Below are 24,661 nucleotides of genomic sequence, written 5' to 3'. Positions count from 1 at the left end.
AGATTCACCCCGGCGGGGCGGGACGGGCAGGATGGGGCCATGGATCTTCGCATTTTCACCGAGCCCCAGCAGGGTGCGAGCTACGACACCCTCCTGACCGTCGCCAAGGCCACCGAGGACCTCGGCTTCGATGCGTTCTTCCGCTCCGACCACTACGTGCGCATGGGGACCGCCGACGGACTGCCCGGCCCCACCGACGCCTGGATCACCCTCGCCGGCCTCGCCCGGGAGACCCGGCGGATCCGCCTCGGCACGCTGATGACGGCCGGCACTTTCCGGCTGCCCGGCGTCCTCGCCATCCAGGTCGCGCAGGTCGACCAGATGTCCGGCGGCCGCATCGAGCTGGGCCTGGGGGCGGGCTGGTTCGAGGAGGAGCACAAGGCCTACGGGATCCCCTTCCCGGCGGACCGGATGTCCCGGCTGGAGGAGCAGCTGGCCATCGTCACCGGCCTGTGGGCCACCGCCCCCGGCGCCACCTTCGACTACGCGGGCGAGCACTACCGGGTGGAGAACTCTCCCGCGCTCCCCAAGCCCGTCCAGGCAAGGATCCCCGTCCTCGTCGGCGGCCACGGCGCCAAGCGCACCCCGCGCCTCGCCGCACGGTACGCCGACGAGTTCAACATGCCCTTCGCGTCGATCGCGGACAGCGCCCGGCAGTTCGGCCGGGTCAGGGAGGCGGCCGAACAGGCCGGCCGCAAGGGCGACGACCTCGTCTACTCCAACGCCCTCGTGGTGTGCGTGGGCAAGGACGACGCCGAGGTGGCCCGCCGGGCCGCCGCCATCGGCCGGGACGTCGACGAGCTGAAGGCCAACGGCCTGGCCGGCTCCCCGGCCGAGGTCGTGGACAGGATCGGCGCCTACGGCGCCACCGGATCCTCCCGCATCTACCTCCAGCTGCTGGACCTCGACGACCTCGACCACCTGGAGCTCATCTCCGCCCAGGTCCTCCCGCAGCTCGCCGAGGGGTAGTCCGAATGCCGCGCGCGACGGGCCCGTTCGCCGGAGCCCTGGCCCACCGGACCGTCGTCCTGGACGGCGGCCTCAGCAACCAGCTCGCCGCGGAGGGCTGCGACCTCAGCGGAGGCCTCTGGACCGCCCGCGTCCTCGACGAGCGGCCCGACCGGATCGAGGCCGCCCACACCGCGTACGCGCGGGCCGGCGCCGAGGTGCTGATCACCGCGAGCTACCAGGTCGGCTACGAGGCCTTCGCCGCCCGCGGCCGGGACCGCGACGCGACCACCGCCCTGCTGCACCGCAGCGTCGCGCTCGCCGCCCGGGCCGCCGAGGCCGCCGCCCACGACGTGTGGGTGGCCGCCTCGGTGGGCCCGTACGGAGCGGTGCTCGCGGACGGCTCCGAGTACCGCGGCCGGTACGGGCTGGGTGTGCGCGAACTCGCGGCGTTCCACCGCCCCCGCATCGAGGCCCTGCTCGCCGCGGGCCCCGACGTACTGGCCGTGGAGACCCTTCCCGATCCCGACGAGGCCGAGGCCGTGCTCACCGTCCTCGCGGAGACGGACGCCCCGGCCTGGCTGAGCTACACCGTGGCCGGGGGCCGCACCCGGTCGGGACACGCGCTGCCCGAGGCCTTCGCGCTCGCCGCGCGGGCCCCGCAGGTCGTCGCGCTCGGCGTCAACTGCTGCGATCCCGCCGAGGTCCTCCCGGCCCTGCGGGCCGCGGCCGCGGTCACCGCCAAGCCCCTACTGGCCTACCCCAACGACGGCTCCGTCTGGGAAGCCGCCACCGGCACCTGGCGGCCCCCGCAGGCCGTGCCCCCCTGGCCCACGACCGCCTGGCGCCGGGCCGGAGCCCGTCTGCTCGGCGGCTGCTGCCGCATCGGCCCCACCCGCATCGCGGACCTGGCCCGCGAGACCGGCGGTCCCGGCGGCGCTGGCTAGCGTTCGCAGGCGATGCCGTCGCCGTCGCGGTCGAGGTGGCGGCCGTAGCCCGGGTCGCCTCGGCGGATCGGGGCCGCGCCGGCGGGTGTTCTCGCTCGAAATCCGTTGGCCCGGGTGCGGTCCGACCGTCATGCTGAACCGCATGTTCCTCACGATCACCACCACCGGGACCGCCGAGAATCCGGCGACTGACCTGGGCTTTCTCCTGCACAAGCACCCGGACCGGGTCCGCGTGGAGAAGCAGTCCCACGGCACCGCCCACGTGTTCTACCCCGAGGCCACGGCCGAGCGGTGCACGGCGGCCCTGCTGCTGGAGGTGGACCCCGTCGCGCTCGTCCGGCGCGGCAGGGGCAAGGGCCGCGGCGGAGCACCCGACGCCGCGCTCGCCCAGTACGTCAACGACCGGCCGTACGCCGCGTCCTCCCTGCTCGCCGTCGCGCTCAGCGGGGTGTTCCGCACGGCCCTGAAGGGGAGTTGCGTCCTGCGACCCGAACTCCCGGACCGGGTCCGCCCGCTGCGCGTCGAGATACCCGTGCTCCCCGCGCGCGGCGGCGCCGCGATGGTGCACCGGCTGTTCGACCCGCTCGGCTGGGACCTGGTACGCGCCGAGGCCGTACCGCTCGACGAGCAGTTCCCCGAGTGGGGGGACTCCCGCTACGTGCGCCTCGTCCTGGAGGGCGAACTGCGCCTCGCCGACGCCCTGCGGCAGCTCTACGTGCTCCTGCCGGTCCTCGACGACGCCAAGCACTACTGGATAGCCTCCGACGAGGTCGACAAGCTGCTGCGCGCCGGAGACGGCTGGCTGGCCGCGCACCCCGAGCACGCACTGATCAGCTCCCGCTACCTGGCCCGCCACAAGCGGCTGACCCAGGAAGCCGTGGAGCGGCTGGAGCTGGTGCGCCTCGCCGAGTCCGACGGCAGCGAGGTCGAGGAACTCGACAACGCCGTCGACGAGACCCGCGACACGCAGGAGCGGCCCGTACCGCTCGCCGTGCAGCGGCGCGACGCGATCCTCACCGCCCTGCGCGCCGCCGGCGCCCAGCGGGTGCTGGACCTCGGCTGCGGCCAGGGGCAGCTGGTGCAGGCGCTGCTCGGAGACCCGGCGTACACCGAGATCGTCGGCATGGACGTCTCCGTGCGGGCCCTGACCGTCGCCTCCCGCCGACTGCGGCTGGATCGGATGGGCGAGCGGCAGAGGTCGCGGGTCACCCTGCTCCAGGGCTCGCTCCCCTACACCGACAAGCGGCTCGCCGGCTACGACGCCGCCGTGCTCAGCGAGGTCGTCGAGCACCTGGACCCGGAGCGGCTGCCCGCGCTGGAGTACGCCGTGTTCGGCTCGGCCCGTCCCCGCACGGTCCTCGTCACCACCCCGAACGTCGAGTACAACGTCCGCTGGGAGACCCTCCCGGCCGGACACGTCCGGCACGCTGACCACCGCTTCGAATGGACCCGCGAGGAATTCCGCGCCTGGGCCGGACAGGTCGCCGCGCGCTTCGGCTACGCGGTCGCGTACGTCCCCGTGGGCGACGACGACCCCGAGGTCGGGCCGCCGACCCAGATGGCCGTCTTCACCCAGGACGCCGCCGCCCCCACCGACGGCACTCCCACCACCGCCACCGACACCACTCCGAAGGAGGGCGAGGCAGCATGACCAGCGAGAGGGAGCGCACCCTCCCCGTCCCCGACCTGTCCCTCGTCGTCCTGATCGGGGCCACCGGATCGGGCAAGTCCACCTTCGCCCGCAAGCACTTCAAGCCCACGGAGGTCATCTCCTCCGACTACTGCCGGGGCCTGGTGTCCGACGACGAGAACGACCAGGCCGCGAGCCGCGACGCCTTCGACGTCCTGCACTACATCGCCGGCAAGCGCCTCGCCGCCGGCCGCCTCACCGTCGTCGACGCCACCAGCGTCCAGGCCGAAGCCCGGCGGCAGCTGATCGCGCTCGCCCGCGAGCACGACGTCCTGCCCGTCGCCATCGTCCTGGACATGCCCGAGCAGGTCTGCGCCGAGCGCAACGCCGCCCGCCCCGACCGGGCCGGCCTGCCCCGCGCGGTCATCCAGCGGCACCGCCGCGACCTGCGGCGTTCCCTGCGGGGACTGGAGCGCGAGGGCTTCCGCACGGTGCACGTGCTGCGCACCGTGGAGGAGGCCGAGACCGCCGAGGTCGTCCTGGAGAAACGGTTCAACGACCTCACCCACCTCACCGGCCCCTTCGACATCGTCGGTGACATCCACGGCTGCTCCTCCGAGCTGGAGACCCTGCTCGCGAAGCTCGGCTACGAGGACGGCGTCCACCCCGAGGGCCGTACGGCCGTCTTCGTCGGCGACCTCGTCGACCGCGGCCCCGACAGCCCCGGCGTCCTGCGCCGCGTCATGGGCATGGTCAAGTCCGGCAACGGCCTGTGCGTGCCCGGCAACCACGAGAACAAGCTCGGCCGGTACCTCAAGGGGTCCAAGGTCCAGCTGACCCACGGCCTCGCCGAGACCGTCGAGCAGCTCTCCCGCGAGCCGGAGGAGTTCGTCGAGGAGGTGCGGGAGTTCATCCGCGGCCTCGTCAGCCACTACGTCCTCGACGGCGGGAAACTGGTGGTCTGCCACGCCGGACTCCCCGAGAAGTACCACGGCCGCACCTCCGGCCGGGTCCGCTCGCACGCCCTGTACGGGGACACCACCGGCGAGACCGACGAGTTCGGCCTGCCCGTGCGCTACCCGTGGGCCGAGGACTACCGCGGCAAGGCCGTCGTGGTCTACGGCCACACGCCCGTCCCGGACACCACCTGGATCAACAACACCATCTGCCTCGACACCGGCGCCGTCTTCGGCGGCCGGATGACCGCGCTGCGCTGGCCCGAGCGCGAACTGGTCGACGTACCGGCCGAGAAGGTCTGGTACGAGCCGGTCAAGCCGCTCGTCACCGAGGTGCCCGGCGGGCACGACGGCCGCCCGCTGGACCTGGCCGACGTGCACGGGCGCCGCGTCGTCGAGACCCGGCACCTGGGCACCGTGGGCGTCCGCGAGGAGAACGCGGCCGCGGCGCTGGAGGTCATGAGCCGCTTCGCCGTCGACCCGCGGCTGGTCCCGTACCTGCCGCCGACCATGGCGCCGACCGCCACCTCCCGCGAGGACGGCTACCTGGAGCACCCGGCCGAGGCCTTCGCCCAGTACCGCAAGGACGGCGTCGCGCAGGTGGTGTGCGAGGAGAAGCACATGGGCTCCCGTGCCACGGTGCTGCTGTGCAGGGACGCGGGCACCGCCCGCGAGCGGTTCGGCGTCGACGGCCCCACCGGGTCCGTCTACACGCGCACCGGCCGGCCCTTCTTCCCCGACGCCGAGGTCACCGAGGAGGTCCTGGCACGACTGCGGGCGGCCGTCACCGGAGCCGGCCTGTGGGAGGAACTGGGCACCGACTGGCTGCTGTTCGACGGGGAACTCCTGCCCTGGTCGCTGAAGTCGGGCGGCCTGCTGCGCAACCAGTACGCCGCCGTGGGCGCCGCCTCGCGCGCCGTGTTCCCCGACGCCCTCGCGGCCCTGGAGGCGGCGACCGCCCGCGGCGCCGACACCGGAGCCCTGCTGGAGCGCCAGCGCGGCCGGGCCGCCGACGCGGCGGCCTTCACGGAGGCCTACCGCCGCTACTGCTGGGCCACCGACGGGCTGGACGGCGTACGGTTCGCGCCGTTCCAGCTGCTGGCCGCGGCCGGGCGGTCGCTGGCCGCCGTACCCCACGACCGGCAGCTGGCCTGGCTGGACCGGCTGGTCGCGGCCGACGACCCGGGCACCCCGGGCGGCACCGGCCTGCTGCGCGGTACGGACCGGATCGTCGTCGACACCGGGGACGAGGACTCCGTACGGGCCGGTACCGACTGGTGGCTGGAGCTGACGGCCGCCGGCGGCGAGGGCCTGGTCGTCAAGCCGCTCCGGGCCTGCGCCCGGGACGGCAAGGACCGGCTCGTCCAGCCGGGGGTCAAGGTGCGGGGGCGGGAGTACCTGCGGATCGTCTACGGCCCGGAGTACACGCGTCCGGACCAGCTGGAGCGGCTGCGGGAGCGGTTCCTCGGGCACAAGCGCTCGCTCGCCCTGCGGGAGTACGCGCTCGGGCTGGAGGCGCTGGACCGGCTGGCGGCCGAGGAGCCGCTGTGGCGGGTCCACGAGCCGGTCTTCGCGGTGCTGGCGCTGGAGTCGGAGCCGGTCGACCCGCGGCTGTGACGGCCGCGACGACGGCCGCGACGACGGCCGCGACGACGGCCACGGCAACGGCCGCGACGACGGCCACGGCAACGGCCACGGCAACGGCCGCGACGACGGCCGCGGCGTAAAGGCGGAGCCCCCGTACGGCCCTGAATTAGGTCGTATGGGGGAACTTTCGCGGAGAACTCCGGGAAAACCACCGGCGGGATCGTTCATCCAGAGCAGCGGAACGACCGTGACCCTGGAAGGACGGAACATCACCTATGAAGATGACCGCGCGCGGAAGCATTGCGGCGCTCCTGACCTGTATGGCCGCGGCCGGTGTGGCCACCCCGGCCGTCGCCGACGGGGTGCCGGTGGGTGTCCCGCTCGAGGGTGTGGAGACGACGACGGGCCTGGACGTGCCGCGGATCGCCACCGCGGTACCGCTGCCGGTCGTCGGAGCGCCCGAGGCTCCCCGCATGCACAAGGGGGACATGCTCCCCACGCCGCTGCTCCCGGCGGTCCCGATCGCCACCGAGCTCGGCGACACCCTCGTCACCTCCCCGCTGCCGAACCTGGCGGGCCGCCCGGAGACGGACGGGGAGGGCTCCCTGCAGTCGCCCGCCACCACCGTGCGCACCCGCACCCCGGGCGCGGTCCTCGGCTCCCCGCTCACGATGCCGGACGGCTCCAACTCCGGGCTGCCGAACCTGACCACGCCCAAGCTGGGCCTCCTCGCGCCGGAAGTCACGGGCGCGCCGGAGGCACTTCTCGGTGTGGCCCTGCCCCGCTGAGCCGACGCCACCTCAAAAGGCCGCCCGGTCTGCGAACGTGTACGGCATGGGATTCCATGTCGACTCCGAGACCGGGCGGCTTCGCCGCGTCATCCTCCACCGGCCCGACCTGGAGCTGAAGCGGCTCACACCCGGCAACAAGGACGCGCTCCTCTTCGACGACGTGCTGTGGGTGCGCAGGGCCCGCCAGGAGCACGACGGTTTCGCGGACGTGCTGCGGGACCGGGGCGTGGAGGTCCACCTCTTCGGCGATCTGCTGTGCGAGGTCCTGGACGTCCCGGAGGCCCGGCGCCTGGTCCTGGACCGGGTGTTCGACGAGAAGGAGTACGGGCCGCTGGCCACCGACCACCTGAGGTCGGTCTTCGACGGGCTGGCCCCGGCGGACCTGGCGGAGGCGCTGGTCGGCGGGATGACCAAGCGGGAGTTCCTGGAACGGCACGCCGAGCCCGTGTCCGTGCGCTTCCACGCGCTGGACCTGGACGACTTCCTGCTGGGGCCGCTGCCCAACCACCTCTTCACCCGCGACACCTCCGCCTGGATCTACGACGGGGTGTCCATCAACGCGATGCGCTGGCCCGCCCGGCAGCGCGAGACCGTCCACTTCGAGGCGATCTACCGGCACCACCCGCTGTTCACCGCTTCGGGCGCCTTCCACTACTGGTCGCAGGGGCAGGCGGACTACCCCTCGACGATCGAGGGCGGGGACGTGCTCGTCATCGGCAATGGCGCGGTGCTGATCGGGATGAGCGAGCGGACCACGCCGCAGGCGGTGGAGATGCTGGCGCGGGGCCTGTTCGCCGCCGGGTCCGCGACCTCCATCGTGGCCCTCGACATGCCGAAGCGGAGGGCCTTCATGCACCTGGACACCGTGATGACGATGGTCGACGGAGACACGTTCACCCAGTACGCGGGGCTCGGCATGCTCCCCTCGTACACGATCGAGCCGGGCGACGGGGGCAACGAGCTGAAGGTGACCGACCACCCCGCGGAGCACATGCACCGGGCCATCGCAGCGGCGCTCTCGCTCGACGCGATCCGGGTGCTGACCGCGACCCAGGACGTGCACTCGGCGCAGCGCGAGCAGTGGGACGACGGGTGCAACGTACTCGCCGTCGAGCCGGGCGTCGTGGTCGCCTACGAGCGTAACGTGACCACCAACACGCACCTGCGCAAGCAGGGCATCGAGGTGATCGAGATCCCGGGCAGCGAGCTGGGGCGGGGCCGCGGCGGACCGCGCTGCATGAGCTGCCCCGTTGAGCGGGACCCCGTCTGAGCAGGCACGTACGCAGGACGTGCGGGCACAGATCACATCCTCGGAACACCCCACAGGTCTGTATATCAATACAGTGCGTCGTATAGACTTCCAGCATCCCCTGTCACCGTGACGCTGGAGCGACCCCATGGCCCCCGACCTCAAAGGCCGCAGTTTTCTCAAGGAGCTCGACTTCTCGGCCGCCGAGTTCCGCGGCCTGGTCGAGCTCGCCGCCGACCTGAAGGCGGCCAAGAGGGCCGGGGTCGAGCAGCACCACCTCCGGGGCCGCAACATCGCGCTGATCTTCGAGAAGACCTCGACGCGCACCCGCTGCGCCTTCGAGGTCGCCGCCGCGGACCAGGGCGCCCACACCGTCTACCTCGATCCGGCCGGCTCCCAGATGGGACACAAGGAGTCGGTCCGGGACACCGCCCGGGTGCTGGGCCGGATGTTCGACGGCATCGAGTACCGCGGCGACAGCCAGGAGGCCGTCGAGGCGCTCGCCGCGCACTCCGGCGTGCCCGTCTTCAACGGCCTGACCGACGACTGGCACCCCACCCAGATGCTGGCCGACGTCCTCACGATGACCGAGCACAGCACCCGGCCGCTGCACCGCATCGCCTTCGCCTACCTCGGCGACGCCCGCTTCAACATGGGCAACTCCTACCTCGTGACCGGCGCGCTGCTGGGCATGGACGTACGCATCGTCGCGCCCAGGGAGTACTGGCCCGCCGAGCACGTCGTGGCGCAGGCGCGCAGGCTCGCGGCGGACAGCGGCGCGCGGATCACCCTGACCGAGGAGGTGGAGGAGGGGGTCGCCCAGGCCGACTTCGTCGTGACCGACGTCTGGGTGTCCATGGGTGAGCCCAAGGAGGTCTGGGACGAGCGGATCGCGGCCCTGGCGCCGTACGCCGTCACGATGGACGTGCTGCGGGCGACCGGCAACCCGGACGTGAAGTTCATGCACTGCCTGCCGGCCTTCCACGACCTGGGCACCAAGGTGGCCCGGGAGATCCACGAGCGGCACGGGCTCGACTCGCTGGAGGTGACGGACGAGGTGTTCGAGTCGGAGCACTCGATCGTTTTCGACGAGGCCGAGAACCGGCTGCACACCATCAAGGCCGTCCTCGTCGCCACCCTCGGCCGTCCCGGCCCGGGTGACGCATAGTCATACGTGGCCGGCCGGCGCGCCGGGGGCACTCACGCGTCGGCCGGGAGCAGCCGCCGCGACGGCAGGGTGAACCAGACCGCCTTGCCGTGCGGGGTGCGGCGGTGTCCGCAGGTGGAGCTCAGGGTGCGGATCAGCAGCAGTCCGCGCCCGTGCTCCTGCCAGGGGTCGGGGCAGGCCCGACCGGGCCAGGCGGACAGCTCGCCGGGCGGCCCCGGGTCGCCGTCGTGGACCTCGACGTGGCAGCCGTTCGCCAGGAGCTCCACGACCAGCTCGATCGGGCCGCGGACCGGAGTGTGCTCCACGGCGTTGGCGACCAGTTCCGCGGTCAGCAGTTCCGCCGTGTCGCCGTCGGCGGGTGCGTCGGCGTCGGCCAGGGCCGTGCGGACGAGGGCGCGGGCGAGGGGTACTGCGGCCGCCGAGTGGGGCAGGGTGATCCGCCAGGCGGGGTTCTCGGGCACTGCGGGATCTTCCTTTCCGTGCGGAGCCGCGTCGCGTCGGGGAGCCGGACCGGGAACGCGCACGGGGTCCCCGCCGGCCGGGTCGCGCCGGGATGCGTGGGGAACTACCACTTTCAACGATACGGACCCGGAAATGGATCCCGTAGGGCACCCCGGCGCGGGTGCAAGGGACCGAGGCCCCGCGCGGACAAGGACTTCCGCACGCTGCGGGACGGCGGGCCGCGGCAGGGCGTCCCCTGGTTGTAGCGTTTCTCTGACGGTAGTCACGATCTGGTGATACCGTCGGTCGTGTGAGCCCCTTCACCGGTTCCACATCAGCGACCGAACGGTGGCACCACCTCCGCCTCACCCGGCAGGACGGCGTCGCCACCGTCACCTTCGACCGCCCAGAGAAGATCAACGCGCTCACCTTCGGTGCCTACGCCGACCTGCGCGATCTGCTCGCCGAACTGTCCCGCGAGCGATCCGTGCGCGCCCTCGTGCTGGGCGGCGAGGGCCGCGGCTTCTGCTCCGGCGGAGACGTCGACGAGATCATCGGCGCCACCCTCGCCATGGACACCGCCCAGCTCCTCGACTTCAACCGGATGACCGGCCAGGTCGTCCGCGCCATCCGCGAGTGCCCCTTCCCGGTGATCGCCGCCGTGCACGGGGTGGCCGCCGGCGCCGGTGCCGTCCTCGCACTCGCCGCCGACTTCCGGATCGCCGACCCCACCGCCCGCTTCGCCTTCCTCTTCACCCGCGTCGGCCTCTCCGGCGGCGACATGGGCGCCGCCTACCTGCTGCCCCGCGTCGTCGGCCTCGGCCACGCCACCCGCCTGCTGATGCTCGGCGAGCCCGTCCACGCCGCCGAGGCCGAGCGGATCGGCCTGCTCAGCGAACTCACCGACGAGGGCAAGGCCCACGTCCGCGCCGCCGAACTCGCCGCCCGCCTCGCCGCGGGCCCCGCCCTCGCCCACGCGCAGACCAAGGCGCTCCTCACCGCCGAACTCGACATGCCGCTGGCCGCGTCGGTCGAGCTCGACGCCGCCACCCAGGCCCTGCTCATGAACGGCCAGGACTACGCGGAGTTCCACGCGGCCTTCACCGGGAAGCGGCCGCCGGAGTGGAAGGGCAGGTAACGCCATGCCGCACGGCAGCGCATTGCGGGTCGCCGTCGTCGGCGGCGGACCGGGAGGACTGTACGCCGCCGCGCTGCTGGCCCGCCGGGGCCACACCGTGGAGGTGTGGGAACGCAACGCCCCCGACGACACCTTCGGCTTCGGCGTGGTCCTCTCCGACGAGACCCTCGGCGGCATCGAACGCGCCGACACCGTCGTCCACGCCGCCCTGAGCCGGGAGTTCGTCCGCTGGGACGACGTCGACGTGGTGCACCGCGGACGCCTGCTGACCTCCGGCGGCCACGGCTTCGCCGCCATCGGCCGGCGCCGGCTCCTGGAGATCCTGCACGAGCGCTGCGCCGGCCTCGGCGTCCGGCTCCGCTTCCGCGCCGAAGCCCCCGACGTCACCCGGCTGCGGGCCACCCACGACCTCGTCGTCGCGGCCGACGGCGTGCACAGCGCGATCCGCGACGCGGACGCCGCCCACTACCGGCCGACGCTCACCCCCGGCCGCTGCCGCTACATCTGGCTCGCCGCGGACTTCGCCTTCGAAGCCTTCCGCTTCGAGATCGCGGAGACCGAGCACGGCGTCATGCAGCTCCACGCCTACCCGTACGCCGCGGACGCCTCCACCGTCATCGTCGAAATGCGGGAAGAGGTCTGGCGGGCGGCCGGCCTCGACCTCTGCGACGAGGACGAGTCGGCGGCCCGCTGCGCCAAGACCTTCAGTGAAGCCCTGCGCGGCCGCCCCCTGCACGGCAACCGCTCCACCTGGACGCAGTTCCGCACCGTCGTCAACGAGCACTGGTCCCACGGCAACGTGGCCCTCGTCGGCGACGCCGCGCACACCGCCCACTTCTCCATCGGCTCCGGCACCAAACTCGCCGTGGAGGACGCCCTCGCCCTCGCCGAAGCCGTCGACGCGGCCGACGGTGACGTACCGGCCGCCCTCGCCGCGTACGAGACGGCCCGCCGCCCCGCCGTCGCCAGCACCCAGCGGGCCGCCGCCGCCAGCAGCCGGTGGTTCGAGGACCTCGCCGGATACGTCGACCAGCCCGCCCGGCAGTTCGCCTTCAACCTGCTCACCCGCAGCCGCCGCGTCACGCACGACAACCTGCGGCTGCGCGACGAGCGGTTCACCCGGGCCGTCGAACGGGACTTCGGCTGCCCCGACGAGGCCACCCCGCCCATGTTCACCCCGCTCACCCTGCGCGGCCTGACCCTGCGCAACCGGGTCGTCGTCTCCCCGATGGACATGTACTCGGCCGAGGAAGGCGTACCCGGCGACTTCCACCTCGTCCACCTCGGCGCCCGCGCCCTCGGCGGCGCCGGCCTGGTGATGACCGAGATGGTCTGCGTCAGCGAGGAGGGCCGCATCACCCCCGGCTGCGCCGGCCTCTACACCCGGGAGCAGGCCGCGGCCTGGCAGCGGATCGCCGACTTCGTCCACACCTCCGCGCCCGGCACGGCGCTCGGCGTCCAGCTCGGCCACGCGGGCCGCAAGGGCTCCACCAAGGTGATGTGGGAGGGCATGGACGACCCCCTCCCCGACGGCAACTGGCCGCTCGTCGCCGCCTCCGCCCTGCCCTACCGGCCCGGCGTCTCCGCCCTCCCGCGCGCCCTGGACAAGGCCGACCTGTCCGCCCTGCGCTCCGATTTCGCGGCGGCCGCAGTCCGCGCCGCCGACTGCGGCTTCGACCTCCTCGAACTGCACTGCGCCCACGGCTACCTGCTCTCCGGCTTCCTCTCACCCCTGACCAACCACCGCGACGACGCCTACGGCGGCTCCCTGGCGAACCGCCTGCGCTTCCCGCTGGAGGTCTTCGACGCCGTCCGCGCCGTCTGGCCCGAGGACCGGCCCATGACCGTGCGCCTGTCGGCCACCGACTGGGCGCCGGGCGGCACCTCGCCCGAGGAGTCGGTGGAGATCGCCGCCGCGTTCGCCGCCCGCGGCGCGGACGCCATCGACGTCTCCACCGGCCAGGTCGTGGCCGACGAGACCCCCGAGTACGGACGCTCGTACCAGACCCCGTACGCCGACCGGATCCGCAACGCGCTCGGCGTCCCGGTCATCGCCGTCGGGGCCATCTCCTCCTGGGACGACGTCAACTCCCTGCTGCTGGCGGGCCGCGCCGACCTGTGCGCCCTCGGCCGCCCCCACCTTTACGACCCCCACTGGACCCTGCACGCGGCCGCCGACCAGTCCTACGAGGGCCCGGCCGCCCCCTGGCCGACGCCCTACCGCGCGGGCAGCCGCAAGCCTCCCACGGGCCGCGGCTGACCCCGCTCAGCGCGGCTCGATCCGGGCGCGGTCCTCCACCGGTGCGTAACCCAGCCGCAGGTAGAGGCCGTTGCTCGTCGGATTGGCCAGGTCGGTGAAGAGGATCACCTCCGAGGCCCCGGCCGCGTGCGCCGCACCGCCCACGGCGTGCGTGACCCCGGCGGCGTACCCACGTCCGCGGAGCCCGGCCGGGGTGTAGACCGGGCCGACGCGGGAGGTGGACCCGATCGGGCGCGAGAAGGACGCCATCGACACGGGGACCCCGCCGTCCTCCCACAGCACGAAGCCGCCGTACGAGATCCGGTCGCGCACGAGCGCCTCGGAAGCGCCGGCCGGAATGCCCAGCTCCGTGTGGAACGCCTCCATCCACCCGACCAGCATCGACAGGTCCTCCACGCCCGCCACCCGCGCCCCACCCGCCGGAGAAGGCCGCGGGCCCACCCGCTCGGCCAGCCGGTACAGCCGGAGCTCCTCGACGACGCGGGAGGGCCGGCCCCAGCCCGCCGCCAGTACGTCCGCGTCCGCCCGGCGGGCATTGATCCCCGTGAGCCCGCCCAGCAGCGGCTCGGAGGCGAGCGCGCCGGCCAGCGCGGACACCGCCTCCCGCGGCAGCGTGCCGAGCTGCAGAGGGTGCGGCGGGGTGCACAGCAGCGCGCCCGAGACCGCGCCGTCGGTCCCCGTCCACCAGCCGAAGAACGGCGCGTCGGGACCGAAGGTGTGCAGCCCGCGCCGCTCCAGCGCGTCGGCGACGCTCAGCAACAGGGTGTTGGGCACGGGCTGCGCGGCGACGGCCGCACCCGCCGCGGCGCGGTAGGCGGCCAGGTCGGTGGTGAAGGTCCAGGTCATGGCTCATACTGCCGCGACGGCCGGCCCGACCGCACCGTCATTTCAGGCGGGCGCCCGCAACTGCACGAACTCCGCCCCGATGTCCCGCAGGCGGGCGTGCAGTTCCGCGAACACCGCCGCCGCGCGGTCGCCCGGCCAGCCCGCCGGGAGCAGCTCCCGCGGCAGGCCCGGGTCGGCGTACGGCAGGCGGCGCCAGTTGTCCAGCGCGAGGAGGTAGCCGCGGTAGGCCTCCTCGGGGGCCGGCCCGGGGCCCGACTGGAGGGCTCGCAGGGCCGGTTCGTGCAGGTCGAGGAACTCCTCGTGCTGCTTGGCCAGCGCCGCCAGGTCCCACCAGCGGGCCACCGCCTCGGCGGACGGCGCGAAGCCCACGTGGGCGCCGCGGAACAGCTCCACGTACGGCGTCAGACGCAGCCGCTCCAGCGTGTGCGCGGTCTCCTCCGCCAGCCGGGCCGGCGCGATCCACACCCCCGGCGCCACCGCGCCGAAGCCGAGCCCGGCCAGCCGGGACCGCAGCAGGTGCCGTTTGCTGCGCTCCTGCTCGGGCACCGAGAACACCGCCACCAGCCACTCGTCCGACGTGTGCGGGCCGCCGTAGATCCGGCGGTCGCCGTCGTCCAGCAGCCGACGGGCCCCGCCGGACAGCTCGTACGCCGCCGCGCCGTCCGCGGTGCGCGCGGGCAGCAGGAAGCCGCGCCGCTTCAGCCGGGACACCGACGAGCGGACGGACGGGGCGTCCACCCCGGCCGCGCCCAGCAGGCGCACCAGCGCGGACACCGGGACCGGGCCCTCGAAGGCCCGCCCGTAGGCGCCGTAGAACGTGACGATCAGGGATCGCGGAGTGTGCTGCTCGACCACGGCTTCACTCTAGGCCGTCGGACCGGCGCAGCCGGAAGCGCTGGAGCTTGCCCGTGGCGGTCCGGGGGAGTGCCGGGACGAAGACGAAGGAGCGCGGGCACTTGTGCGGGGCCAGCTCCGCGCGCATGAAGGTGCGCAGGGCCTCCTCCGTCAGCACCACGCCCTCGCGGACGACGGCGTACGCCACGACGACCTGCCCGCGCCGCTCGTCCGGGCGGCCCACGACAGCGGCCTCCAGCACGTCCGGGTGGCGCAGCAGGGCCTCCTCCACCTCCGGGCCCGCGATGTTGTAGCCCGCGGAGACGATCATGTCGTCGGCACGGGCGACGTATCGGAAGTAGCCGTCGGCGTCGCGCACGTAGGTGTCGCCGGTCAGGTTCCAGCCGCCCCGCACGTACTCCGCCTGCCGCGGGTCGGCCAGATAGCGGCAGCCCACCGGGCCGCGCACGGCCAGCAGCCCCGGCTCGCCGTCGGCGACCGGCAGCCCGGCCGGGTCCACCACGCGGGCCTGCCAGCCCGGCACCACCCGGCCGGTCGTACCGGGGCGGATGTCCTCGTCGGCGGCGGAGATGAAGATGTGCAGCAGCTCGGTCGCCCCGATGCCGTTGACGATGCGCAGGCCGGTGCGCTCGTACCAGGCCCGCCAGGTGGCGGCGGGCAGGTTCTCCCCGGCCGAGACGCAGCGGCGCAGTGCGGACAGGTCGTACATGCCCACGTCGTACGGGCCGAGGGCGTCCAGCATCGTCCGGTAGGCGGTGGGCGCGGTGAACAGCACCGTCACCCGGTGCTCGGCGAGCGCGGGCAGCAGCCGGCGCGGTACCGCGTCCTCCAGCAGCAGCGCCGAGGCCCCGGCGCGCAGCGGGAAGACGACGAGACCGCCGAGGCCGAAGGTGAAGCCGAGCGGCGGGCTGCCCGCGAACACGTCGTCGGGGCGGGGGCGCAGCACGTGCCGGGAGAAGGTGTCGGCGACGGCGAGCAGGTCGCGGTGGAAGTGCATGCAGCCCTTGGGCCGTCCCGTGGTGCCGGAGGTGAAGGCGATCAGGGCCACGTCGTCGGCGGAGGTCGCGACCGCGGGGAAGGGCGCGTCGTGGCGCTCGGCCCGTCTCAGCAGGTCGTCCGGGGCGCCGCCCCCGTAGGCGGTGATCCGCAGCCCCGGCACCTCGGCCTTGACCAGGTCGTCCAGCACGTCGGCATGGCACAGTGCGTGCCGTACCTCGGCCATCTCGCACACCGTCGCCAGCTCCTGCGCGCGCTGCTGGGGCAGCACGGTGACGGCGACGGCGCCCGCCTTCATGACCGCGAGCCAGCAGGCGGCGAGCCAGGGGCCGGTGGGGCCGCGCAGGAGCACCCGGTTGCCGGGGACGACGCCGAGGTCGGCGGTGAGGACGTGGGCCAGGCGGTCCACGCGGTCGCGGAGCCCGCCGTACGTCCACACCTCGCCGGCGCCGTCCCGGAAGGCCGGGCGGTCCGCGCCGGTGGGCCCGAACCGGGCGATGGTGGCGTCCAGCAGCTCGGCCCCGCAGTTCAGCCGGTCCGGATAGGCCAGTTCGGGCAGATCGAAGAGGAGCTCCGGCCAGGCGTCCGCAGGTGGCAGACGGTCGCGGGCGAAGGTGTCGACGTGAGCGGAAGGCTTGAGTTCCAAGGCGGGTTCGCCCCCCTTGCAGCGGTCCGGAGTGGGGTGGGGCCGGCCGTGCGGTCGTTTCTCCCGACGACCGCCGGGAGGTACTCCAAGGAGCGTATCGTGATGGTGACGGCAGTCAACAGGACGCGATAGATGCGGGGATGTTCGGATGACCGGATTCGCGCTCGGGGTCGACCAGGAGGAGTGGTGCGGGCGGTTGCGCGCACTGTCGGCGCAGCGGCTGCGGCCGCTCGCGGAGAAGGGGGAGCCGGGCCGGGTCAACCGGCCGCTGCTGGCGGCGCTGGGTGAGCTCGGCCTGCTGGAGCGGGTGTTCGCCTCCGGCGCCCTGGAACTGTGCCTGCTGCGGGAGTCCCTCGCCTACGGTTGCACGGAGGCCGAGACGGCGCTCGCCCTGCAGGGACTGGGGGCGTACCCGGTCCTGCGCGCGGGGACCGAGGCGCAGCGGGAGCGGTGGCTGCCTCGGGTTCGGGCGGGGCGGGCGGTGGCCGCGTTCGCGCTGAGCGAGCCGGGGGCCGGCTCGGACGCGGCGGCGCTCGCGCTGGCCGCGGAGCCGGATCCGGCGGGCGGTTGGCGCCTCCACGGGGAGAAGTGCTGGATCTCCAACGCACCCGAGGCGGATTTCTACACCGTGTTCGCCCGGACGGGTGAGGGGGCGGGGGCGAAGGGCGTGTCGGCCTTCCTGGTCCCCGCGGACCGGGAGGGCCTCGACGGGGAGCCGCTGGAGATGCTCTCCCCGCACCCGATCGGGTCCCTCCGCTTCGACGGGGTACGGGTCGGCCCGCAGGACCTGCTCGGTGAGCCCGGGCGGGGCTTCCGCGTCGCCATGGACACCTTGAACCTCTTCCGGCCCAGCGTCGGCGCGTTCGCCGTGGGCATGGCGCGGGCCGCCCTGGACGCGACGCTCGCCCACACGGCGGGGCGGACCGCGTTCGGCGGCACGCTGAGCGACCTCCAGGCGGTGGCGCACCGGGTGGCCGAGATGGCCACCCGCACGGAGGCGGCCCGGCTGCTGGTGTACGCGGCGGCGGGGGCGTACGACCGGGGCGCGGCGGACGTACCGGGGCGGGTGGCGATGGCGAAGCTGCTGGCCACGGAGACGGCCCAGTACGTGGTGGACCACGCGGTCCAGCTGCACGGAGCGGTCGCCCTGCGGCGGGGGCACCTGTTGGAACACCTCTACCGGGAGGTGCGGGCGCCGCGGATCTACGAGGGGGCGAGCGAGGTGCAGCGCACGATCATCGCGAAGGAGCTGTACGGGGCGCTGGAGGCCGGGCGGTGAGCGTCGAGCGGATCAACCCGGCGGAGTTGTCGCCCGCGACGGGCTTCTCGCACGCGGTGGTGGCGACCGGCTCGCGGATGGTGTTCCTGGCGGGCCAGACCGCGCTGGACGGCGCGGGCAAGGTGGTCGGGGAGACCCTGCCGGAGCAGTTCGAGACGGCCCTGGCCAACCTCCTGTCGGCCCTGGCCGCGGCGGGCGGCGCGCCGGCGGACCTGGCCCGGGTCACGGTGTACGCGGTCGACGTGGCGGCGTACCGGGTGCACGCGGCCGAACTGGGCCGGATCTGGCGCCGACTGGCGGGCCGTGACTACCCGGCGATGGCGGTGGTCGGAGCGGTCCGCCTCTGGGACGAGTCGGCCCTGGTCGAACTGGACGGCACAGCGGTCCTCCCGTAGCGTCTCGGCTCCCGCCGGGGGTGCCGTGGCCGGCCGGTGCTGCCGGGGCGCCGCCCCAGGCCCCGCGCCGCTCCGCTCCCGCGGGGGTGCCCGTGGGGGTCGGCTCCGGCCGGGGTTCTGGAGCCTCTGCCGGGGCCCGGCGCTGCGGCTGCGGCTGGGCCTCGGCCGGTGCTGCCGGGGCGCCAGGCCCCGCGCCGCAATCGCCGGCAGGGGCGCGCCGGAGCGTCTCCTCGGTGCCCCGGAGCCTGCCCGACGCGTGGGAGCGGGGACGGGGAGGGGTGTCCCCGCAGGACGAGGCGCGACCACCGGGTACAGCCGAGACGGCCCGGACGCGCCGAGCCGAGGAGGCACCCCTGCCCGGCACCGCGACCGGCCCGCGCCGCGCGCGGATCCCGGCCCGCCCGACCGGTACCGGGCGGGCCCGCACCGCGCGCGGACCCCGGTCCGCCCGACCGGCACCGCGACCGGCCCGCGCCGCGCGCGGATCCCGGTCCGCCCGACCGGTACCGGGCGGGCGCAGCCAAACCCAGCCCCGCCGGCGTTCGAGGGGCGGGGTACGGGACGGAACCCCGGGGCACCGGCCACCCGCGGGAGCCGGACGTGCGGGGTCGCCGGCGAGCGGGGAGACTGGGCGCGGGCCCGCCGGCCCGCACTGCTGCCCCGCACCGCTGCCCCGCGGAGGAACCGATGGCACCGAGCAAGCCGAGCATCGTCTTCGCCCACGGCCTCTGGGCCGACGGCTCCTGTTACAGCAAGCTCATCCCCGTCCTGCAGGACGAGGGCCACGAGGTGGTGTCGGCGCAGAACCCGCTCGATTCCCTCGCCGGAGACGTCGAGGCCGTCCACCACGCCCTCGGCCGCGTCAGCGGCCCGACGCTCCTCGTCGGGCACTCGTGGGGCGGCTACGTCATCACCGCCGCCGGCACCGACGAGCGCGTCGCCGGCCTCGTCTACATCGCGGCGCTCGCCCCGGACGCGGGAGAGACCCCGCAGGACCTGATCGGCAAGTTCGAGGCACCGCCGCTCTTCTCCCACCTCGACGAGGAGGAGGGCCGCATCTGGATCTCCCGGGACGGCATCTCCGACTTCGTCGGCGACCTGCCCGAGGCGGAGCAGCGGGTGGTCTGGGCGACGCAGGGCGCCCCGCGGGCGGAGGTGCTGGGTTCGACGGTCGCCGACCCCGCCTGGAAGTCCAGGCCGAGCTGGTTCCTCGTCACCACCCAGGACCGCGCGGTCAATCCGGACCTCCAGCGGTTCGCCGCGCAGCGCATGGGTGCCACGGCCGTCGAGGTCGCTTCCGCGCACGTCCCGATGCTGTCCCGGCCGGAGGCCGTCCTCGACCTGATCCGCAGCGCGGCCGTCGGCCTCTAGTGATCTGGTTCGGAGATGCGTGAGCAGTAGCGGCAGATCCGGTCGAGTATCTGGTCGGCGGTCTTGGTCCACTTGAAGGGCCGGGCGTCGTCGTTCCAGACCTTGATCCAGCCTTCGAGTGCGGTTTTGAGGTCGTCGAGTGAGCAGAACACTCCGCGCTCCAGGCAGCGCCGTTCCAGCTCGGCGAACCACCGCTCGACCTGGTTGATCCACGACGAGTACGTGGGGGTGAAGTGGAGCTGGAACCGGGGGTGCGCCAGAAGCCACCTGTGCACCACCGGCGCCTTGTGGGCGGAGAGATTGTCGCAGATCACGTGGACCGCCAGGCCCTTGTCGGTCTGGCGGTCGATCTCGTCGAGGAAGTCCCGGAAGTCCACTGCCCGGTGCTGCGCGGACAGTTTCGTGATCACTTTGCCCGTCGCGGTGTTCAGGGCGGCGAACAGGTCGACGGTGCCGTGCCGGACGTAGTCGAAACTGCGCCGCTCGGGCACCCCCGGGATCATGGGCAGCACCGGCGCGGTCCGCTGAAGGGCCTGGATCTGCGGTTTCTCGTCCACCGCGAAGACCACCGCGTTCGCCGGCGGAGCGAGATACAGGCCGACGACGTCGCGGATCTTCTCGATCAAGAACGGGTCCGGGGAGATCTTGAAGGTCTCGGTCCGCCACGGCTGGAGGCCGAAGGCATGCCAGATCCGCAGCACACTGGCTGGCGAGATGCCCACGGCCTTGGCCAGTTCCCGCTTGGACCAGTGCGTCCCGCCAGGAGGGGTTTCCTCCAGGGTGCGGACCACCACCTCTTCCACCTGGGCGTCGGTGATGGTCCGCGGGACCCCGGGCCGCGGTTCGTCCGCGAGTCCATCGAGCCGGTCTCGCAGGAACCGGGCCCGCCACTTCGCCACGGTGCCGCGGTTCACTCCCAGCCGGGCGGCCACCGCCAGGTTCGGCCCACCCTCCGCGCACGCCAGCACGATCCTCGCCCGCAGGGCCAGACCCTGCGCGGTCGCCCGGCGCTTGACCCAGTTGCTCAACACCTGCCGCTCGGCCTCACTGAGGACCAGCGGCTCCAGCCTGCTGTCACCCACAACCCACAGCACACCGAAGCCGGCCAGCGCCCGTCAGCCAAACCCGCGAATTGGTACGCAAAGCGACTCACGTGGTGCCGAATCAACTCACGACCAGATCACTAGGGGGTGTCCGGCGGTCACCCTTGCTGGTTCAGGCGTGGCGGTCCTGGAGGAGGACCGCCATCCACTCCTCGATGCCCGCGACCGTGCGGGGCAGGGCGCCCGACATCAGGCGGGCGCCGTTCGCCGTGATCACCAGGTCGTCCTCGATGCGCACCCCGATGCCCCGCAGTTCGACGGGGAGAGTCTCGTCGTCCGGCTGGAGGTACAGGCCCGGTTCCACCGTCAGGACCTGGCCCTCCTCCAGGACCCCCTCCAGGTACGTCTCCGCCCGCGCCTTCGCGCAGTCGTGCACGTCGAGCCCCAGCATGTGCCCGCTGCTGCACAGGGTGTAGCGCCGGTGCAGGTCGCCCTCCGCGTCCTTCAGGACGCCCCAGTCGGCCAGACCCTCCGCGATCACCCGCATCCCGGCCCGGTGGAAGTCGCCGAAGCTCGCCCCAGGCCGCAGCGCGGCGATACCCGCTTCCTGTGCGGCCAGGACCAGTTCGTAGACCTGCCGCTGGACGGGCGAGAAGCGGCCCGACAGCGGAAGGGTGCGGGTGATGTCCGCCGTGTAGAGGGTGTCGGTCTCCACGCCGGCGTCCAGGAGGAGCAGGTCCTGCCCGTTCAGCCGGCCGTCGTTGCGGATCCAGTGCAGGGTGCACGCGTGCGCGCCCGACGCGGCGATCGTCTCGTAGCCGGTGCCGTTGCCCTCGACCCGGGCGCGCAGTCCGAAGACTCCCTCGATCCAACGCTCCCCGCGCGGGTGCGCCAGGGCGCGCGGCAGGGACCGTACGACGTCCTCGAAGCCCGCCGTCGTGTGGTCGACGGCCAACTGGAGCTGTTCGACCTCCCAGGCGTCCTTCACCAGGCGCAACTCCGAGAGCGCGGCGGCGAGTTCCGTGTCGGAGGCGGCGTCGCGGCCCGCCGGTGAGCCGAGGGCGTCCAGGTGGGCGCAGCGGATGCCGGTGAGCCGCTCCGCCTCCGCCAGGTCGGGCCGGCGGCCCACCCAGAACTCCCCGTACCGGCGGTCGCGGTAGAACTCCCCGTCGCCGTCGGCCCGCGGCGAGCGCGGCCGCAGGTACAGGACCGCCTCGTGCGCGTGCGGGCCCGACGGCTCCATGACCAGGACGTGGCCCGCCTGGTCCTCGCCGGTGAGGCCGGTCAGCCAGGCGTACGCGCTGTGCGGCCGGAACCGGTGGTCGCAGTCGTTGGAGCGGACCTTCAGCTCGCCGGCCCGAACGATCAGCCGCTCGCCCGGGAAGCGGGCCGAGAGCCGGGACCGGCGGGCGGGGGTGACGCCGTACGCCGGGACCCGAGTGGAGTCGGGGAGCGGGGAAGCGGCCCAGTCGCCCGCCATGAACCGGGACAACTCCGGTGACACCGGACGGTCGTGGCTGCCCGTGTTGAGGCGGGCGGGGGAGTCGGTCACGGAGGCTCCTTCACGGAAGACACGAACTGGTGGGCGCACAGGTCTTGTCAGTGCAATTTCACATTACTATGTTACAGCTCACACCGCGGCACGTTAATCCCCGTCAAACGCCGCGTGACGCAGGGCCGTTCACGCACCACCCCCCACCCGACCCTCTCCACCCAGGAGTTCTCGGTGCTCAAGCACAGAGCTGTGCGCTCTTCCCTCCTCGCCTCCGCCGTAGCCGTGACGCTGGTCGCCACCGCGGGGCAGGGCGCCACGCAGGCCGCAGAGTCCGCGGCCCCGGCCGCGTTCGCCGGCGCCCCGGCCGCCGCCGCGCCCGCCGCCGCGGCCCACGGCCCCACGGGAAACCCGTTCGACGAGGTCGACCGCTTCGCCGAGGCGAAGGACAACGCCCCCGCCCCCGCCCCGGCCCCGGGCGGGCTGGACATCGCCGGTCAGGTCCCCGGCGCGGCCCCCGCCAGCGCCCCCGCCCAGGACCTGGAGAAGCGCGGTACCGCCGCCAAGTCGGCCCCCACCGCGAAGAGCGTCGCCGCGGGCGTACCCTGCACCCTCGACGGGATCACGAACCTCACGCCCGAGCAGTTCGCCGACTTCCTCGCCGACCAGGCCGTCACCGCCGACGGCTGCCTGCGGGGCCTGATCTGGACCTGGGACGCCCGCCTGGCCCCGGTGATGTCGGACGCGCACGTCCAGGCCGTGTCCCGGCGGATATCCGCCCTGGCCGCCGCCCACGACGGCCGCAACTCCTCGCACCTGGAGGAGATGTTCACCTACCTGCACGCCGTCGCCTACCACGACTTCTCACGCGACGAGATCGACGTCACCGACGCCCCGACCACCGCCGCGATACGCAAGGCCATCGACGACTACGGCAATGCCGCGCGGACCTTCGACGTCACCCCCACCAACGCCCGCACCCTGCGCGAGGCCCTCTACTCCGCCGGCCCCGGCCTGCGCCAGCACCAGCTCGGCCTGGTGAAGAAGGTCCTGGCCACCATGGACCCGGCCCACCCGGCCACCCACCTCGACCCCGCCTGGGCGGGCGCCGTGCTCGCCGCGCTCTCCACCAACTACCTCGGCGTCTACCCCGGCAACCAGGACACCGCCTTCCACGCCGCCGTCGCCGCCGATCCCGCCTACCGCGCCGCCTTCAAGGCTTTCGCCGGCTACACGCACCTCAAGGGCACGGGCAATGCCTGGGTGGTGCGCGACGCCCTCAGCGAGTACGCCCGTTTCGGCCAGGTCGACGGCCTGCGCGACCAGGTCGTCGCCGACCTCGGTGCGATGCTCTCGCCCCTGAGGGCCGGCTTCGGCGACGGCAGCGAACCGTGGGCCAAGGTCGTCTCCTGGCTCAACTTCTACGACGCGTGCAAGCCGTACGGGGTGTGCAAGGAGGACATCGAGAAGCAGCTCTTCCCGTACACCTACACCTACGACAACGGCGCCATCAAGGTCCGCACCGCCCTGGACCGGGCCACCGTAGACCAGCTCTACTACGCGAGCAAGCAGGTCAAGGCGCAGTACCACCGCGTCCTGGGCACCGACCAGCCGCTCGCGGGCGACCCCAACGCCACGCTGAACATCGTGCTCTACGCCTCGCGCGCCGACTACGTCAACTACCACCCGATCCTGACCGGTTACGACACCAACAACGGCGGCATCTACATCGAGAACGGCGCCACCTTCTACACCTACCAGCGCCGCGTCCCGCAGGACTCCTCCCTCACCCTCGAAGAGCTCTTCCGCCACGAGTACACGCACTACCTCAACGGCCGCTTCGCCGTCCCCGGCTTCTTCGGCCAGGGCCCCTGGTACGAGAGCGACCGCACGACCGCCATGGACGAGGGCACGGCCGAGTTCTTCGACGGCGCGACCCGCGACAACGGCATAGCCGTCCGCAAGTCCCTCGTGAAGAGCATCATCAGCGACACGGCCGGCGGCGGCCCGCGCATGACCGTCGAGCAGCTGCTGAACGCCACCTACGACGGCGACGGCTTCCGCTTCTACAGCTACGCCGGCACCTTCTTCGAGTTCCTGTGGACCGAGAAGCCCTCGCTGCTGCGCGAGATGTACACGCACCTGCGGGCCGACGACGTGGCGGCCTACGACGCCTGGCGCCACCGGATGGGGGCGGACACCTACCTCCAGCGCGACTACGACCGGTTCCTGGACGCGCAGATCGCCAAGGTCGACCAGCTCTACGTGCCGAACACCACCTTCACCCCCAACGAGCAGCTGCGCGACGCGGCGCTCGCCTCCGTGAAGTCCGCCTTCGCCACCGCCACCTACAACACCCCCGACTGCGTGGAGAACGGCGACCCCGGCAAGCGCCGCTTCACCTGTACGGGCCGCATCACCGCGAACCTGAAGAACTGGCGCAGCGACGACCAGAACTTCAAGGACATGTCGGAGACGGTCGACTACTTCATCCTCGACCGGGCGGGGGCCGCCTCCAACAACCTGGCCGACATGAACTGCTCCTTCGGTACGCCGGAGATCTGGAGCAACAAGGTCGCCGCGACCTCGAGTTACAGCTGCGAGGGACCGCTGCGCAGCTGAC

Annotated in this window: 20 protein-coding genes; 13 read left to right on the top strand and 7 right to left on the bottom strand. The window is 73.3% G+C overall.

Annotated features, from left to right (window positions below):
* The first annotated feature begins 39 nt into the window (after positions 1–39).
* Entirely contained in the window at positions 40–969 is a 930-nt protein-coding gene (locus AC2RP6_RS11535) for an LLM class F420-dependent oxidoreductase (RefSeq protein ID WP_486446153.1), read from the top strand.
* A 5-nt stretch (positions 970–974) separates the two neighbouring features.
* A complete protein-coding gene (gene mmuM, locus AC2RP6_RS11530; protein WP_486446152.1) occupies positions 975–1,895 on the top strand; it encodes a homocysteine S-methyltransferase in 921 nt (306 codons plus the stop codon).
* On the opposite strand, the gene AC2RP6_RS11525 is transcribed toward mmuM, so the two are convergent.
* A complete protein-coding gene (locus AC2RP6_RS11525; RefSeq protein ID WP_486450298.1) occupies positions 1,892–1,963 on the bottom strand; it encodes an excalibur calcium-binding domain-containing protein in 72 nt (23 codons plus the stop codon). The genes mmuM and AC2RP6_RS11525 overlap by 4 nt on opposite strands.
* A gap of 74 nt (positions 1,964–2,037) precedes the next feature.
* Here AC2RP6_RS11525 and AC2RP6_RS11520 point away from each other — a divergent pair, with 74 nt between their 5' ends.
* From AC2RP6_RS11520 to argF, 5 genes are all read left to right on the top strand, one after another.
* Positions 2,038–3,546, top strand: coding sequence for a 3' terminal RNA ribose 2'-O-methyltransferase Hen1 (locus AC2RP6_RS11520; protein ID WP_486446151.1), 1,509 nt, complete (start codon positions 2,038–2,040; stop codon positions 3,544–3,546).
* Entirely contained in the window at positions 3,543–6,098 is a 2,556-nt protein-coding gene (locus AC2RP6_RS11515; RefSeq protein ID WP_486446150.1) for a polynucleotide kinase-phosphatase, read from the top strand. Before AC2RP6_RS11520 ends, AC2RP6_RS11515 begins: the two co-directional genes overlap by 4 nt.
* 245 nt (positions 6,099–6,343) lie before the next feature.
* Positions 6,344–6,856 carry a hypothetical protein gene (locus AC2RP6_RS11510; RefSeq protein WP_486446149.1) on the top strand — a complete coding sequence of 171 codons (513 nt, stop codon included), beginning with the start codon at positions 6,344–6,346 and terminating at the stop codon, positions 6,854–6,856.
* A 46-nt stretch (positions 6,857–6,902) separates the two neighbouring features.
* The gene (locus AC2RP6_RS11505) at positions 6,903–8,129 is read left to right on the top strand and encodes an arginine deiminase (protein WP_486446148.1); all 1,227 of its coding nucleotides are present in this window, start codon (positions 6,903–6,905) and stop codon (positions 8,127–8,129) included.
* A gap of 127 nt (positions 8,130–8,256) precedes the next feature.
* Complete coding sequence (gene argF / locus AC2RP6_RS11500; protein ID WP_486446147.1) at positions 8,257–9,276, top strand: ornithine carbamoyltransferase; 1,020 nt, start codon at positions 8,257–8,259, stop codon at positions 9,274–9,276.
* A 32-nt stretch (positions 9,277–9,308) separates the two neighbouring features.
* On the opposite strand, the gene AC2RP6_RS11495 is transcribed toward argF, so the two are convergent.
* The gene (locus AC2RP6_RS11495; RefSeq protein ID WP_486446146.1) at positions 9,309–9,737 is read right to left on the bottom strand and encodes an ATP-binding protein; all 429 of its coding nucleotides are present in this window, start codon (positions 9,735–9,737) and stop codon (positions 9,309–9,311) included.
* 290 nt (positions 9,738–10,027) lie between these two features.
* Between AC2RP6_RS11495 and AC2RP6_RS11490 the strand changes: the two genes are divergently transcribed.
* Complete coding sequence (locus tag AC2RP6_RS11490) at positions 10,028–10,855, top strand: enoyl-CoA hydratase family protein (protein ID WP_486446145.1); 828 nt, start codon at positions 10,028–10,030, stop codon at positions 10,853–10,855.
* A 4-nt stretch (positions 10,856–10,859) separates the two neighbouring features.
* On the top strand, positions 10,860–13,115 hold the full coding sequence (locus tag AC2RP6_RS11485) for a bifunctional salicylyl-CoA 5-hydroxylase/oxidoreductase (protein ID WP_486446144.1): 2,256 nt from the start codon (positions 10,860–10,862) through the stop codon (positions 13,113–13,115).
* Between the two features lie 6 nt (positions 13,116–13,121).
* Here AC2RP6_RS11485 and AC2RP6_RS11480 read toward each other — a convergent pair whose 3' ends face one another.
* From AC2RP6_RS11480 to AC2RP6_RS11470, 3 genes are read right to left on the bottom strand one after another with little or no spacing between them, the layout of a single operon-like run.
* Positions 13,122–13,961, bottom strand: coding sequence for a GNAT family N-acetyltransferase (locus AC2RP6_RS11480; RefSeq protein WP_486446143.1), 840 nt, complete (start codon positions 13,959–13,961; stop codon positions 13,122–13,124).
* A gap of 42 nt (positions 13,962–14,003) precedes the next feature.
* Positions 14,004–14,816, bottom strand: a complete 813-nt coding sequence (locus tag AC2RP6_RS11475; RefSeq protein WP_486446142.1) for a PaaX family transcriptional regulator — start codon at positions 14,814–14,816, stop codon at positions 14,004–14,006.
* Positions 14,817–14,820: 4 nt separating this feature from the next.
* Positions 14,821–16,458, bottom strand: coding sequence for an AMP-binding protein (locus AC2RP6_RS11470; RefSeq protein WP_486446141.1), 1,638 nt, complete (start codon positions 16,456–16,458; stop codon positions 14,821–14,823).
* 148 nt (positions 16,459–16,606) lie between these two features.
* Here AC2RP6_RS11470 and AC2RP6_RS11465 point away from each other — a divergent pair, with 148 nt between their 5' ends.
* The 3 genes from AC2RP6_RS11465 (at position 16,607) to AC2RP6_RS11455 (ending at position 19,503) form a co-directional block, all read left to right on the top strand.
* Positions 16,607–17,737, top strand: coding sequence for an acyl-CoA dehydrogenase family protein (locus tag AC2RP6_RS11465; RefSeq protein ID WP_486446140.1), 1,131 nt, complete (start codon positions 16,607–16,609; stop codon positions 17,735–17,737).
* Positions 17,734–18,132 (top strand): RidA family protein, encoded by a 399-nt coding sequence (locus AC2RP6_RS11460; RefSeq protein WP_486446139.1) that lies wholly within the window; start codon positions 17,734–17,736, stop codon positions 18,130–18,132. Before AC2RP6_RS11465 ends, AC2RP6_RS11460 begins: the two co-directional genes overlap by 4 nt.
* A 687-nt stretch (positions 18,133–18,819) precedes the next feature.
* Positions 18,820–19,503, top strand: a complete 684-nt coding sequence (locus tag AC2RP6_RS11455) for an alpha/beta fold hydrolase (protein WP_486446138.1) — start codon at positions 18,820–18,822, stop codon at positions 19,501–19,503.
* Here the strand turns inward: AC2RP6_RS11455 and AC2RP6_RS11450 are convergent.
* Both AC2RP6_RS11450 and AC2RP6_RS11445 read right to left on the bottom strand, forming a co-directional pair.
* Complete coding sequence (locus tag AC2RP6_RS11450) at positions 19,500–20,585, bottom strand: IS630 family transposase (protein ID WP_486445118.1); 1,086 nt, start codon at positions 20,583–20,585, stop codon at positions 19,500–19,502. The genes AC2RP6_RS11455 and AC2RP6_RS11450 overlap by 4 nt on opposite strands.
* 133 nt (positions 20,586–20,718) lie before the next feature.
* On the bottom strand, positions 20,719–22,098 hold the full coding sequence (locus AC2RP6_RS11445) for an aminopeptidase P family protein (RefSeq protein WP_486446137.1): 1,380 nt from the start codon (positions 22,096–22,098) through the stop codon (positions 20,719–20,721).
* Positions 22,099–22,272: 174 nt separating this feature from the next.
* Between AC2RP6_RS11445 and AC2RP6_RS11440 the strand changes: the two genes are divergently transcribed.
* The gene (locus AC2RP6_RS11440; protein ID WP_486450297.1) at positions 22,273–24,660 is read left to right on the top strand and encodes a collagenase; all 2,388 of its coding nucleotides are present in this window, start codon (positions 22,273–22,275) and stop codon (positions 24,658–24,660) included.
* Position 24,661 lies beyond the last annotated feature (1 nt).

It is taken from the genome of Streptomyces sp. WAC03905 (genome assembly GCF_057371075.1).
This window is presented reverse-complemented; position numbering and strand designations above follow the sequence as displayed.